Below are 13,859 nucleotides of genomic sequence, written 5' to 3'. Positions count from 1 at the left end.
CAAAGCCGCGCCCCGCGGGAGGGTGTCCGCCGATGGACCCTCGTTCGCAACCTACGCGTGACACAGTGGTAACCTAGCCGCACTCGCGCGGGCCAACGCTGTCCCCTGCAGATTGCCAGTTTCATCCCCGCAAGGGCGCGCGCACCTGTCGCAGACATCCCCCGCTCCGGACTCGACTCGAAGCAGAGTCGAAAATCCGGAGTTATTGGGCTGCGTCGGTCGGTGCGTGCCCGAGCCCGGACAGACGGGAGATCCCGGTGCCGTACGAGCACTCGTATCCATCCCCCCAGGGCCTCTACGACCCTCGGTTCGAGAAGGACGCCTGCGGCGTCGCCATGGTTGCCACACTGACCGGCGTCGCCAGCCACGACATCGTGAAGCAGGGCATCCGTGCCCTGGTGAATCTCGACCACCGCGGCGCCGCCGGCGCCGAGACCAACTCTGGCGATGGCGCCGGGATCCTGCTGCAGGTCCCCGACGCGTTCCTGCGTGAGGTCGTCGACTTCGACCTTCCTGCCGAGCGTGCCTACGCCGTCGGCACCGCCTTCATCCCGGGCGACGTAGACCAGGTCGAGCGCACCGTCAAGGTGGTCGAGGACATCGCGACCGAGGAGGGCCTCGAGGTCCTCGGCTGGCGTGACGTACCGGTCAACCCCGAGTCCCTCGGCGCCACCGCGAAGGCGGTCATGCCGACCTTCCGTCAGCTCTTCGTCGCCGGTGCCAAGCAGCGCGTGACGGGCCTGGCCCTGGAGCGGCTCGCCTTCTGCCTGCGCAAGCGCGCGGAGAAGGAGACCGACGTCTACTTCCCGTCGCTGTCCAGCCGCACCATCGTCTACAAGGGCATGCTCACCACGCCCCAGCTGGCCGAGGTGTTCCCCGACCTGGTCGACGAGCGGGTCGCCTCCGCGATCGCCGTCGTCCACAGCCGGTTCTCGACCAACACCTTCCCGAGCTGGCCGCTGAGCCACCCGTTCCGGTTCATCGCCCACAACGGCGAGATCAACACCGTGATGGGCAACCGCAACTGGATGAAGGCGCGCGAGGCGCTGCTCGAGTCCGAGCTGATCCCGGGCGACCTCGAGCGGCTCTTCCCGATCTGCACCGAGGGCGCCTCCGACTCGGCCTCCTTCGACGAGGTCCTCGAGCTGCTCCACCTGGCCGGCCGCAGCCTGCCCCACGCCATGCTGATGATGATCCCGGAGGCGTGGGAGAAGCACGAGGAGATGGACCCGGCCCGCAAGGCCTTCTACGAGTTCCACTCGAGCCTGATGGAGCCCTGGGACGGTCCGGCGAGCGTCGTGTTCACCGACGGCACCCAGATCGGCGCGGTCCTCGACCGCAACGGCCTGCGTCCCTCGCGCTACTGGGTCACCGAGGACGGCCTGGTCGTGCTCGGCTCCGAGGCCGGCGTGCTCGACGACATCGATCCCGCCACCGTGGTCCGCAAGGGCCGCGTCCAGCCGGGCAAGATGTTCCTCGTCGACACCGCGGAGCACCGCATCATCGAGGACGACGAGATCAAGTCCGAGCTCGCCGCCGAGCACCCCTACGACGAGTGGCTCCACGCCGGTCTCGTACGCCTCGAGGACATCCCCGAGCGCGAGCACATCGTCCACACCCACGCGAGCGTGACCCGGCGCCAGCAGGTCTTCGGCTACACCGAGGAGGAGCTCCGCATCCTCCTCGCGCCGATGGCCAACACCGGCGCCGAGCCGATCGGCTCGATGGGCACCGACAGCCCGATCGCGGCGCTGAGCGACAAGCCGCGGATGCTGTTCGACTACTTCGCCCAGCTCTTCGCGCAGGTCACCAACCCGCCGCTGGACGCGATCCGCGAGGAGCTCGTCACCAGCCTCAGCGGCACCATCGGCGCCGAGTCCAACCTGCTCAGCCCGGGCCCGGCCTCGTGTCGCCAGATCGTGCTGCCGTTCCCGGTCATCTCCAACGACGACCTGGCCAAGATCCGTCACATCAACCGTGACGGCGACATGCCCGGCTTCGCGGTCCACGTCGTCCGCGGCCTCTACGAGGTCGACGGCGGCGCGGAGGCTCTCCGCACCCGTCTGGACGAGATCTCCGCCGAGGTCTCCCAGGCGATCGAGGACGGTGCGCGGATCATCGTCCTCTCCGACCGCCACTCCACCCAGGAGATGGCGCCGATCCCGTCGCTGCTGCTCACCGGCGCCGTCCACCACCACCTGGTCCGCGAGCGCACCCGCTCGCAGGTCGGGCTGCTGGTCGAGGCCGGCGACGTACGCGAGGTCCACCACGTCGCCCTGCTGATCGGCTACGGCGCCTCCGCGGTCAACCCCTACCTGGCGGTCGAGTCCGTCGAGGACCTCGCCTACGAGGGCTACTACGTCAAGGCCGACGCCGAGAAGGCGATGGCCAACACGATCAAGGCGCTCGGCAAGGGTGTCCTCAAGGTGATGTCGAAGATCGGCGTCTCCACGGTCGCCTCCTACACCGGCGCGCAGATCTTCGAGGCCGTCGGCCTGTCGAAGGAGGTCGTGGACCGCTACTTCACCGGCACCACCTCCAAGCTCGGCGGCATCGGCCTCGACGTGATCGCCGAGGAGGTCGCCAAGCGTCACGCCACCGCCTACCCGCGTGACGGCGTCGCCAACGCCCACCGCGCGCTGCCCATCGGCGGCGAGTACCAGTGGCGTCGCGAGGGCGAGCCGCACCTGTTCGACCCGGAGACGGTCTTCCGTCTCCAGCACGCCACCCGCAGCGGCCGCTACGACGTGTTCAAGCAGTACACCGACCGCGTCAACGAGCAGTCCGAGCGGCTGATGACCCTGCGCGGGCTCTTCAAGCTCAAGAGCGCCGAGGAGCTGGGCCGCCAGAAGATCTCGATCGACGAGGTCGAGCCCGTCGAGGCGATCGTCAAGCGCTTCTCGACCGGCGCGATGTCGTACGGCTCGATCTCCAAGGAGGCCCACGAGACGCTCGCCATCGCGATGAACATCCTCGGTGGCAAGTCCAACACCGGCGAGGGCGGCGAGGACCCCGAGCGGCTCTACGACCCCGAGCGGCGCTCCTCGATCAAGCAGGTCGCCTCCGGTCGCTTCGGCGTCACGAGCGAATACCTGACCAACGCCGACGACATCCAGATCAAGATGGCCCAGGGCGCCAAGCCCGGTGAGGGCGGCCAGCTGCCCGGCCACAAGGTCTACCCGTGGGTGGCCAAGACGCGTCACTCGACGCCGGGCGTGGGTCTCATCTCCCCGCCGCCGCACCACGACATCTACTCCATCGAGGACCTGGCTCAGCTGATCCACGACCTCAAGAACGCCAACCCGAGCGCTCGCGTCCACGTCAAGCTCGTGGCCGAGGTCGGTGTCGGCACCGTCGCGGCGGGTGTCTCCAAGGCGCACGCCGACGTGGTCCTGATCTCCGGTCACGACGGCGGCACCGGCGCGTCACCGCTGACGAGCCTCAAGCACGCCGGCGGTCCCTGGGAGCTCGGCCTCGCCGAGGCGCAGCAGACGCTGCTCCTCAACGGGCTGCGCGACCGGATCGTGGTGCAGACCGACGGTCAGCTCAAGACCGGCCGTGACGTGGTCATCGCCGCGCTGCTCGGCGCCGAGGAGTTCGGCTTCGCCACCGCGCCGCTGGTCGTCTCCGGCTGCGTGATGATGCGGGTCTGCCACCTCGACACCTGCCCCGTCGGCGTCGCCACCCAGAACCCGGTCCTGCGGGAGCGGTTCACCGGCAAGGCGGAGTACGTCGTCAACTTCATGCGCTACATCGCCGAGGAGGTCCGCGAGCTCCTCGCCGAGCTCGGCTTCCGGAGCATCGACGAGGCCGTCGGCCACGCCGAGGCGCTCGACGCCCGCGACGCGATCGACCACTGGAAGGCCTCCGGGCTCGACCTGTCGCCCATCTTCACCCGCGTGGAGTCGCCCGAGCAGTTCGCCGACCAGGCCCTCTACAACACCAAGGGCCAGGACCACGGGCTGGAGAAGTCGCTCGACGTCAACGAGCTGCTGCCGCTCGCGGCCCCGGCGCTCGAGCGCGGCGAGCCGGTCCGCGCCCAGCTGCCGATCCGCAACGTCAACCGCACCGTCGGCACGATCCTCGGTCACGAGATCACCAAGCGCTACCGCGGTGAGGGCCTGCCCGAGGGCACGATCGACATCACCTTCACCGGCTCCGCCGGCCAGTCCTTCGGCGCATTCATCCCGCGTGGCCTGACGCTGCGCCTGGAGGGCGACGCCAACGACTACGTCGGCAAGGGCCTCTCCGGCGGCCGGGTGGTCATCCGCCCGGAGCGTACGGCCGGGTTCAAGGCCGAGGAGCACATCATCGCCGGCAACACGCTGGCCTACGGCGCCACCAGCGGGCGGATCCACATCCGCGGTGGCGTGGGGGAGCGGGCCGCGGTCCGCAACTCCGGCGCCAGCATCGTCACCGAGGGTGTCGGCGACCACGGCTGCGAGTACATGACCGGTGGTCGTGTGGTCGTGCTCGGCCCGACGGGCCGCAACTTCGCGGCCGGTATGTCCGGCGGCATCGCCTGGGTCCTCGACTTCGAGGCACAGCGGCTCAACGGCGAGCTGGTCGATGCCACCGGTGTGGAGGAGAAGTACGCCGCCGAGCTCGAGCAGCTCGTCCGCGACCACCTCGAGGAGACCGGCTCGGCCGTGGCCGAGGCGCTCCTGGCCGACTGGCCGAACTCATCGACCCGCTTCACGCAGGTCATGCCCAGTGACTACAAGCGCGTGCTCGAAGCCCAGGAGGAGGCCCTCGAGGAGGGTCTCGACGAGGACGAGGCAGCGCAGCGGATTATGGAGGTCCTCCATGGCTGACCCGAAGGGTTTCCTGAAGCACGGTCGCGAGGTCGCGACCCGTCGTCCCGTCGACGAGCGGGTCAAGGACTGGCACGAGGTCTACCCGGGCAAGATCGGCAAGACCCTGCTGCCGATCATCAACACCCAGGCCTCGCGCTGCATGGACTGCGGCATCCCGTTCTGCCACCAGGGCTGCCCGCTCGGCAACATCATCCCCGAGTGGAACGACCTGGTCTGGCGCAACGACTGGGAGGGCGCCTCGGAGCGTCTGCACGCGACCAACAACTTCCCCGAGTTCACCGGTCGCCTCTGCCCGGCTCCGTGCGAGTCCGCCTGCGTGCTGGGCATCAACCAGCCCGCGGTGACCATCAAGAACATCGAGGTCTCCATCATCGACAAGGCCTGGGACGCGGGCCACGTCAAGCCGCAGCCGCCCGAGTGGCTCTCCGGCAAGGCGGTCGCCGTGATCGGCTCCGGCCCCGCGGGCCTGGCCGCCGCCCAACAGCTCACCCGGTCGGGCCACACCGTGGCCGTCTACGAGCGGGCCGACAAGATCGGCGGGCTGCTGCGCTACGGCATCCCCGAGTTCAAGATGGAGAAGTCGCAGGTCGACCAGCGCCTGGCGCAGATGCGCCGCGAGGGCACGGTCTTCCGCCCGGGCGTCAACGTCGGCACCGACATCACCGGCGCCCAGCTGCGCGACCGCTACGACGCCATCGTGCTGGCCAACGGCTCGACCGTCGGCCGCGACCTGCCCGTCCCCGGGCGTGAGCTCGACGGGATCCACCAGGCGATGGAGTACCTGCCGCAGTCCAACCGGGCCTCGATCGGTGAGGCGGTCCCCGACCAGATCCTGGCCGAGGGCAAGCACGTGGTCATCATCGGTGGCGGTGACACCGGCGCCGACTGTCTCGGCACCGCGATCCGCCAGGGCGCGGAGTCCATCACCCAGCTGGAGATCATGCCGCGCCCGCCGGAGGAGCGCCCCGACAGCCAGCCGTGGCCGACCTACCCGATGACCTACCGGGTCGCCTCGGCGCACGAGGAGGGTGGCGAGCGGGTCTACGCGGTCTCCACCAAGGAGTTCCTCGGCACCGAGGACGGCCGCGTACGCGCCCTCAAGCTCGTCGAGGTCGAGTTCATCGACGGCAAGCTGACCGAGAAGGAGGGGACCGAGAAGGAGATCCCCGCCGACCTCGTGCTGCTGGCGATGGGCTTCACCGGTCCGGAGAAGGACGGCCTCCTCACCCAGCTGGGTGTCGAGTACGACGCGCGCGGCAACGTCGCCCGCGACGACTCCTTCGCCACCTCCGTCCCCGGCGTGTACGTCGCCGGTGACGCGGGCCGCGGACAGTCGCTGATCGTGTGGGCGATCGCCGAGGGCCGCGCTGCCGCGGCCGCGGTCGACACCTACCTGACCGGCTCGACCAACCTGCCCGCGCCGATCCGTCCGACGGACCGGCAGCTGATGGTCTGAGGCCGAGAGGCCGAGGCACAACGGCGTGCCGACCACTGGCCCGGCACCTCCCTTCGGAGGTGTCGGGCCAGTCGGGTCTCAGCCCTCGGATCGGAGGATCCGACAGAGTTCGTACACACTTGTGGCGACGAGTTTGTGGCACACGTGCATTGCCCGGGCCCGCGGTGAGCGGCTAGCCGCCGGCGACCTCGCGCCGGGCCCAGCGTAGAGGGACGACATCCGACGTCGACCAGGGCGAAAATCGTGGATGAACGGCCTGATCAGGACGTGGTCCGGGTGCTGGTTTGAACGATCCAGAGGGGTAGTCTGGGCTCCCGTGAGAAGAGCGAAGATCGTCTGCACCCTGGGACCCGCCGTCGGGACGGAGCGTCGCATCCGCGAGCTCGTCTACGCAGGCATGGACGTGGCCCGGATGAACATGAGCCATGGGTCCCACGACGACCACTCCAGCAACTACGCGCTGGTGCGGGAGGCGGCTGCGGCGAGCGGGCACAGCGTCGGCATCTTCGCCGACCTGCAGGGCCCGAAGATCCGCCTCGAGCGCTTCGCGGAGGGATCGACCACGCTCCACCGAGGTCAGGCCTGGACCATCACCACCCGGGACGTGACCGGCACCGACAAGATCTGCGGGACGACCTACAAGGGCCTGCCCGGCGACGTGAAGGTCGGCGACCCGATCCTGATCGACGACGGCAAGCTGCGCCTGCGGGTCACCGCGGTCGACGACACCGACGTCCACACCGAGGTGCTGGTCGGTGGGCCGGTCTCCAACAACAAGGGCATCAACCTGCCCGGCGTCGCCGTCTCCGTGCCGGCCCTGTCCGAGAAGGACGAGGAGGACCTCCGGTTCGCCCTCAAGCTGGGCGTCGACATGGTCGCCCTCAGCTTCGTGCGCAACGCGAAGGACTACGAGGACGTCCGCAAGATCATGGACGAGGAGGGGCGCGTCGTCCCGGTCATCGCCAAGATCGAGAAGCCGCAGGCGATCGACAACCTCGACGAGGTCATCGCCGCGTTCGACATGTTCATGGTCGCCCGTGGTGACCTCGGCGTGGAGTGCCCGCTCGAGGAGGTGCCGTTCCTGCAGAAGCGGATCATCGAGCTGGCCCGCCTCAACGCCAAGCCGGTCATCGTCGCCACCCAGATGCTCGACTCGATGATCTCCAACCCGGCGCCCACCCGCGCCGAGGCCAACGACGTCGCCAACGCCGTCCTCGACGGCGCCGACGCGGTGATGCTCTCCGCCGAGACGAGCGTGGGGGAGTATCCGATCCACACCGTCGAGACCATGGCGCGCATCATCGCCGCCACCGAGCGCCACGCCCTCTCCCGGGACGGCTCCGCCGCCGCCGAGCTCAGCCGCATCGACTGGGACCCGCACACCCGCTCCGGCGTCATCGCCAAGGCCGCCGCCGAGGTCGCCGACCGGGTCGGCGCGAAATACCTGGTCGCCTTCACCACCTCCGGCGACTCCGCCCGCCGCCTCTCCCGGCTGCGCGGCGCGATCCCGTTGCTCGCCTTCACCCCCTCCGATGCCGTACGCAGCCAGCTCGCGCTCAGCTGGGGCACCGAGACCTTCCGCACCGACGAGGTCGAGCACACCGACGAGATGGTCCGCCAGGTCGACGAGAACCTGCTCAAGCTCGGCCGGGTCGAGGAGGGCGAGCTCGTCGTCATCATCGCCGGCTCGCCTCCCGGCATCCCCGGCTCCACCAACGCCCTGCGCATCCACCGCATCGGCGACGCGATCAACGAGGTCGCGCCGGCCTACGAGCGCAAGGGCTAGGTCTTCGGACCGATCAGTGCGTCGAGCGCCGCGACCGCCTCGCGGCGCGAGACGCTGATCGTCTTCCAGGAGGACTGGCGCCAGGGGATCCCGACCAGGTCGAGCGCCCAGGTGCAGAGGTCGCGGATGTCGTCGGAGTGGTTGACGAACTGCCAGCGCCCGTACTCGTAGCGCTTCTTCTTTCCGGCGACGATCCGAGTCGCCCAGTTCGCCACTCGGCAACCGTCCGAATGGAACAGCCCGCGGAGGAACGGGCCGGGGTGGGCTGACACGATGTCCTGCTGCCACGGCTCCAGCACGATCTTGCGCTCGTGCTTGCGACCGGGACCGTGCTGCGGGAAGAGGCAGGGCAAGTGCTGCCAGTTCAACTGAACGTCCACGCAGCCGGGCTTCCTGACGATGAATACGTTGCTGCCTGGCCTGATCCGGCCGAGCAGGTCGACTACATCGTCGATGACCCGAGGATGGGCCAGGTCGCACGAGATCCGGATGAAGTAGTAGCGCGCGGCTCTCGCGATGTGGCCGTCGCCGAGGTAGAAGCCGAGAAGAGCCGCGTACGCCTCCTGGTCGATCGGCAGTGCGTCGCACCGCGGGCAGGCGCCGGGTCGGTTGCGCGGCTCGCAGTCCCTCCACTCACGGATGGTGGATCTTGCGACACCTGTCGCGCGTGCCACAGCCGACAGCGAGTCGCCCTGCCGGAGGAGCGCGAGCGCATCGGCGCGAACACGAGCTGTGTACACGGTCGTAGTCTGCCTGCGACCACCGACATCACGATGGAACGTGCGAACGAATCTGGTGCCCCGAGTCGGATTCGAACCGACACTATACGGTGTTTGAGACCGCCCTCTCTGCCGTTGGAGTACCGGGGCTCTCCGGCCCGCGAGCGGGCCTGGCATTCGCCAAACTTACCGGACCGTGGGCGGAATCACTGCACCGGGACGTGCCCGTGATGGCCTAGTCTGTGCTCGTGACGGAGAGCAACCCCAGCAGCACCCCGGAGACCCAGGCGCGGCGTACGGTCGTCATCGCCGAGGACGAAGTCCTGATCAGGATGGACCTCAAGGAGATGCTCACCGAGGAGGGTTACGAGGTCGTCGGTGAGGCCGGCGACGGCAAGGCTGCCATCGAGCTGGCCACCGAGCACAGACCCGACCTGGTGATCCTCGACGTGAAGATGCCGGTGCTCGACGGGATCGCGGCGGCGGAGGCGATCGCGCGCGACCGGATCGCCCCGGTGGTCATGCTGACCGCGTTCTCCCAGCGCGACCTGGTGGAACGGGCCCGGGACGCGGGGGCGATGGCCTACCTCGTCAAGCCGTTCAACATCACCGATCTGGTGCCCGCGATCGAGCTGGCGGTGAGCCGCTTCCAGGAGCTCGCCCAGCTCGAGAAGGAGGTCGCCGGTCTGACCGACCGGCTGGAGACCCGCAAGGCGGTCGACCGGGCCAAGGGCATCCTGCAGGAGGGGCTGACGCTGAGCGAGCCCGAGGCGTTCCGGTGGATCCAGAAGACCGCGATGGACCTGCGGCTCTCGATGCGCCAGGTCGCCGAGGGCGTCATCGAGCACGGCGTCAGCGGGCCACGTACCTGAATCCGTGTAAACGGCACGTCACAGAACGGTTGCGGTCTCAGATGAGGGCCAACCTGTGGCTTGTTCGTGGGTGACGTCGGCCTAGACTGCCCGCGCGGATCCGGCCGACCAGCGACGTCAGCTGGTGCGAGGATCCGTCTTTAGGACACACAGGCAGGAGTACCCACGTGCGCAAGCGGCTCTACAGAGTCCTCGTCGCGCTCATCGGTGCGCTGATGGTGCTGTTGGTGGGGAGCCCGGTCGCCGCACAGGCGACCGAGACCCCACCGCCGGACGCCACCGCGATCCAGGTGACGCTTCAGGACGAGGCCAACAAGGATGCCCAAGGCAATCCGAAACCGATCCCGGGAGTGACCCTCGAGGTCAGCAAGGACGGCAAGAAGGCCGGTGAGGGCGTCACCGACGACAAGGGCGTGGCGACCATCGTCGTCGAGGAGCTCGGGAAGTACACCGTGACCCTCGACGAGAAGACGCTCCCCGAAGGGACCGTCCTCGATGAGGACACCAAGGACAAGGTCACCGTCACCGTACGTTTCCAGGGCCCGAACAACCGAGCGATCTTCCCGATCGGGGTCACCGCCGGCGAGCAGTCGAGCTTCGTCAAGGACTTCGCCCAGAACCTGCGAGCGGGGATCGTGTTCGCCCTGGTCCTGTGTCTGGCCGGCCTCGGCTTCTCGCTCATCTTCGGCACGACCGGCCTGTCCAACTTCGCCCATGGTGAGATGCTCACCTTCGGCGCCGTGATGGCCCTGAGCTTCGACCAGATCTTCAAGACCGGCGGCCTCGCCTCGGTCTCGGTGATCCTGGCCGGCATCGTCGCGGTCGTCCTCGGTGGCCTGGGTGGCTACGTCCAGGACAAGGTGCTGTGGGGTCCGCTGCGCCGCCGCGGAACCGGCCTGATCGCGATGATGATCATCTCGATCGGCCTGGCGATCTTCCTGCGCTACCTGTTCCAGTACTTCTACGGCTCCTCGACCCACTCGCTGTCGCAGTACAACGGCCAGCAGCGCGAGCAGCACTGGTACTACCTCGGCCTCTCGCTCGCCGACCGCGAGGCGATCATCGTCGCCATCGCGATCGTCACCATCACCGCGGTGTGCGTGTGGATGGCCAAGAGCCGGATGGGCAAGGCGATGCGTGCGGTCTCGGACAACCCGGCACTGGCCGCGTCCTCGGGACTGCGGGTCGACGGCGTCATCACCAACGCGTGGGTGATCGGTGGCGCGCTGACCGCGCTGTCCGGTGTGCTCTACGCGATGCAGCTGCAGGTCAACAGCTTCATGGGCATGCGGATCCTGCTGGTCATCCTCGCCGCGGTCACCCTGGGTGGTCTCGGCACGATCTGGGGTGCCCTGGTGGGCTCGATGGTGATCGGGCTCGTCTACGAGCTCGGGCCGCTGTTCGGCGTACCCACCTCGATCAAGGAGATCGGCCCGCTGCTGATCATGATCGTGATCCTGCTGGTGCGACCCCAGGGCATCCTGGGTCGTAAAGAGCGGCTCGGGTAGGAGAGACAATGGACATTCTCGACATTCTCCGGGCGGCGCTGCAGCAGGCGCTGGGCCCGCAGGCGATCGTCTTCGCCCTGGCTGCGATCGGCCTCAACATCCACTTCGGCTACACCGGGCTGCTCAACTTCGGGCAGGCCGGGTTCGTCGCGGTGGGTGCGTACGGCCTGGCCGTCTCCGTGGTCACCTTCGGTGCGCCGTTCTGGCTCGGCATCGTGATGTCGCTGGTGGCGCCGCTGGTGCTCGCCGTGATCCTGGGTGTGCCGACGCTGCGTCTGCGTGCGGACTATCTGGCGATCGTCACGATCGCCGCGGCCGAGGTGCTGCGGTTCGTCTTCGGCTCGGTGGAGATGAAGGAGACCTTCGGTGGCTCCAACGGTCTCAACGGCTACGCCAGGCCGTTCCAGCAGGCCAACCCCTACAGCAGCGGCATCGACCTGGGCATCATCTCGTTCGGTCGCAACGACCTGTGGTCGCTGACCGTCGGCTGGATCCTGGTCGCGCTCTGCTGCCTGCTCGTGTGGGCACTGATGCGCAGCCCGTGGGGCCGTGTGCTCCGCTCGATCCGTGAGGACGAGGACGCGGTCCGCTCGCTGGGCAAGAACGTCTTCGCGTACAAGATGCAGGCGCTGGCGCTCGGTGGCGTCATCGGTGGTCTGGGCGGCATGTTCCTGGCGCTCAAGCAGGCCTCCGTGGTTCCGAGCGACTACTCCACGCTGATGACCTTCTACGCCTTCGCCGCGCTGCTCCTCGGTGGTGCCGCCCGGGTGCTGGGCCCCGTCGTCGGATCGGTCCTGTTCTGGTTCCTGATCGCGGGGCTGGGCTCGTTCTTCAGCCAGTCTGCCGGTAAGGGCGGATGGATCCCGACGGTGATCATGACCGACACCCAGGCCAGTGTGATCCGCTACATCGTGCTGGGTCTGGCCATCATGCTGCTGATGATCTTCCGTCCCCAGGGGATCTTCGGCGACCGTAGGGAGATCGCGATCGATGGACGCTGACATGACTGACCAGACGAACGCAGAGAACAACGCAGAGAAGAACGCCGACATGAGCAAGACCGGGCCCGCGGGCCTGGTCGGGGTGAGCACGGAGCCGGGCAGCAAGAAGCCCGACCCGATCGTCGTCGCCGACAACATCACGCGTACGTTCGGCGGGCTCACCGCCGTCGACGTCGACCACGTCGAGATCCAGCGTGGTGCGATCACCGCGCTGATCGGCCCCAACGGGGCCGGGAAGACGACGTTCTTCAACCTGCTGACCGGCTTCGACCAGCCCAACTCCGGCTCCTGGAGCCTGGAGGGGAAGTCGCTCAAGGGCGTCGCCCCCTACAAGGTCGCCCGCCTCGGGATGGTGCGCACCTTCCAGCTCACCAAGGTGCTGGCCAAGCTCACCGTGATCGAGAACATGCGGCTGGGCGCCACCGGGCAGAAGGGTGAGCGGTTCTGGACCGCCCCGTTCAAGTTCCTGTGGGGCAACCAGGAGGACGAGGTCACCAAGAAGGCCGACGAGCTGCTCGCCCGGTTCCTGCTCGACAAGAAGCGTGAGGACTTCGCCGGGTCGCTCTCCGGCGGCCAGCGCAAGCTGCTCGAGATGGCCCGTGCGCTCATGGTCGACCCGGAGCTGGTCATGCTCGACGAGCCGATGGCGGGTGTGAACCCGGCCCTGAAGCAGTCGCTGCTGGGCCACGTGAAGTCGCTGCGCGACGAGGGCCGCACGGTCCTCTTCGTCGAGCACGACATGGACATGGTCCGCGACATCTCCGACTGGGTGATCGTGATGGCCCAGGGGAAGATCGTCGCTGAGGGCACCCCGGACTCGGTCATGGCCGACCAGCGTGTCATCGACGCCTATCTCGGGGCCCACCACGACACCGACCTGAGCGAGCTCGACGAAGAGGCGCTCGAGGCCGAGGTCGTGGCCGAGATCGAAGAGGAGGAGGCGAAGTGACGTCCACCGATGCGGAGAAGTTCCGCGAGAAGCACCTGAGCGAGGCCGAGGGTGCGGTGCTCCGTGCCGACGGGCTCATCGCCGGCTACCTCCCCGGGGTCAACATCCTCAACGACACCGACCTCTACTGCCAGCCCGGCGAGCTGGTCGGCATCATCGGTCCCAACGGAGCCGGCAAGTCGACGCTCCTCAAGGCGCTGTTCGGCCTGGTGAAGATCCATGAGGGCTCGGTCAAGCTGAAGGGTGAGGACATCACCGGCAAGCGTGCCGACGAGCTGGTCAGCCGGGGGATCGGGTTCGTCCCGCAAACGAACAACGTCTTCCCGAGCCTGACCATCGAGGAGAACCTCGAGATGGGCTGCTACCAGTCCCCGAAGAAGTTCGCCGAGCGGTTCGACTTCGTCACCGGGATCTTCCCGGCCCTCGGCGAGCGGCGCAAGCAGCGTGCCGGCGGGCTCTCCGGCGGTGAGCGCCAGATGGTCGCGATGGGCCGGGCGCTGATGATGGAGCCGTCGGTACTGCTGCTCGACGAGCCCTCCGCGGGGCTCTCGCCGGTCATGCAGGACGAGGTCTTCGTCCAGACCCGCAAGATCAACAAGGCCGGCGTCTCGGTCGTGATGGTCGAGCAGAACGCCCGCCGCTGCCTGCAGATCTGCGACCGCGGCTACGTCCTCGACCAGGGCCGCAACGCCTACACGGGCGCCGGCCGCGAGCTGGCCGACGACCCGAAGGTGATCGAGCTCTACCTCGG

The 13,859-nt window shown here is 68.3% G+C and carries 9 protein-coding genes and 1 tRNA gene; 8 read left to right on the top strand and 2 right to left on the bottom strand.

The annotated features are described in order from the left end of the window. Positions 1–257 precede the first annotated feature (257 nt). From gltB to pyk, 3 genes are all read left to right on the top strand, one after another. A complete protein-coding gene (gene gltB / locus UG56_RS14965; RefSeq protein ID WP_045549091.1) occupies positions 258–4,814 on the top strand; it encodes a glutamate synthase large subunit in 4,557 nt (1,518 codons plus the stop codon). Continuing rightward, the gene (locus UG56_RS14960; protein ID WP_045549090.1) at positions 4,807–6,273 is read left to right on the top strand and encodes a glutamate synthase subunit beta; all 1,467 of its coding nucleotides are present in this window, start codon (positions 4,807–4,809) and stop codon (positions 6,271–6,273) included. The genes gltB and UG56_RS14960 overlap by 8 nt, the downstream gene beginning before the upstream one ends. Positions 6,274–6,589: 316 nt before the next feature. Next, on the top strand, positions 6,590–8,059 hold the full coding sequence (gene pyk / locus UG56_RS14955) for a pyruvate kinase (protein WP_045549089.1): 1,470 nt from the start codon (positions 6,590–6,592) through the stop codon (positions 8,057–8,059). Here pyk and UG56_RS14950 read toward each other — a convergent pair. Further along, positions 8,056–8,799 (bottom strand): helix-turn-helix domain-containing protein, encoded by a 744-nt coding sequence (locus UG56_RS14950; protein ID WP_045549088.1) that lies wholly within the window; start codon positions 8,797–8,799, stop codon positions 8,056–8,058. The two genes, pyk and UG56_RS14950, sit on opposite strands and share 4 nt — an antisense overlap. A 53-nt stretch (positions 8,800–8,852) precedes the next feature. Further along, positions 8,853–8,928: transfer RNA gene (locus tag UG56_RS14945), tRNA-Leu, on the bottom strand. 182 nt (positions 8,929–9,110) lie between these two features. Between UG56_RS14945 and UG56_RS14940 the strand changes: the two genes are divergently transcribed. The 5 genes from UG56_RS14940 to UG56_RS14920 all read left to right on the top strand — a co-directional run. After that, complete coding sequence (locus UG56_RS14940; RefSeq protein WP_206443621.1) at positions 9,111–9,650, top strand: response regulator; 540 nt, start codon at positions 9,111–9,113, stop codon at positions 9,648–9,650. A gap of 167 nt (positions 9,651–9,817) precedes the next feature. After that, entirely contained in the window at positions 9,818–11,158 is a 1,341-nt protein-coding gene (locus tag UG56_RS14935; protein WP_052693583.1) for an ABC transporter permease subunit, read from the top strand. Between the two features lie 8 nt (positions 11,159–11,166). Then, a complete protein-coding gene (locus UG56_RS14930; RefSeq protein ID WP_045549086.1) occupies positions 11,167–12,159 on the top strand; it encodes a branched-chain amino acid ABC transporter permease in 993 nt (330 codons plus the stop codon). A 1-nt stretch (position 12,160) separates the two neighbouring features. Further along, a complete protein-coding gene (locus UG56_RS14925) occupies positions 12,161–13,108 on the top strand; it encodes an ABC transporter ATP-binding protein (protein ID WP_256206647.1) in 948 nt (315 codons plus the stop codon). Then, a partial coding sequence (locus UG56_RS14920) for an ABC transporter ATP-binding protein (protein ID WP_071327100.1) occupies positions 13,105–13,859 on the top strand: 755 nt, incomplete at its 3' end. The genes UG56_RS14925 and UG56_RS14920, both read left to right, overlap by 4 nt.

It is taken from the genome of Nocardioides luteus (genome assembly GCF_000960475.2).
GTDB lineage: Bacteria > Actinomycetota > Actinomycetes > Propionibacteriales > Nocardioidaceae > Nocardioides > Nocardioides luteus_A.
The sequence above is the reverse complement of the archived record's forward strand: the minus strand, read 5'-3'. Positions and strand labels throughout refer to the sequence as shown.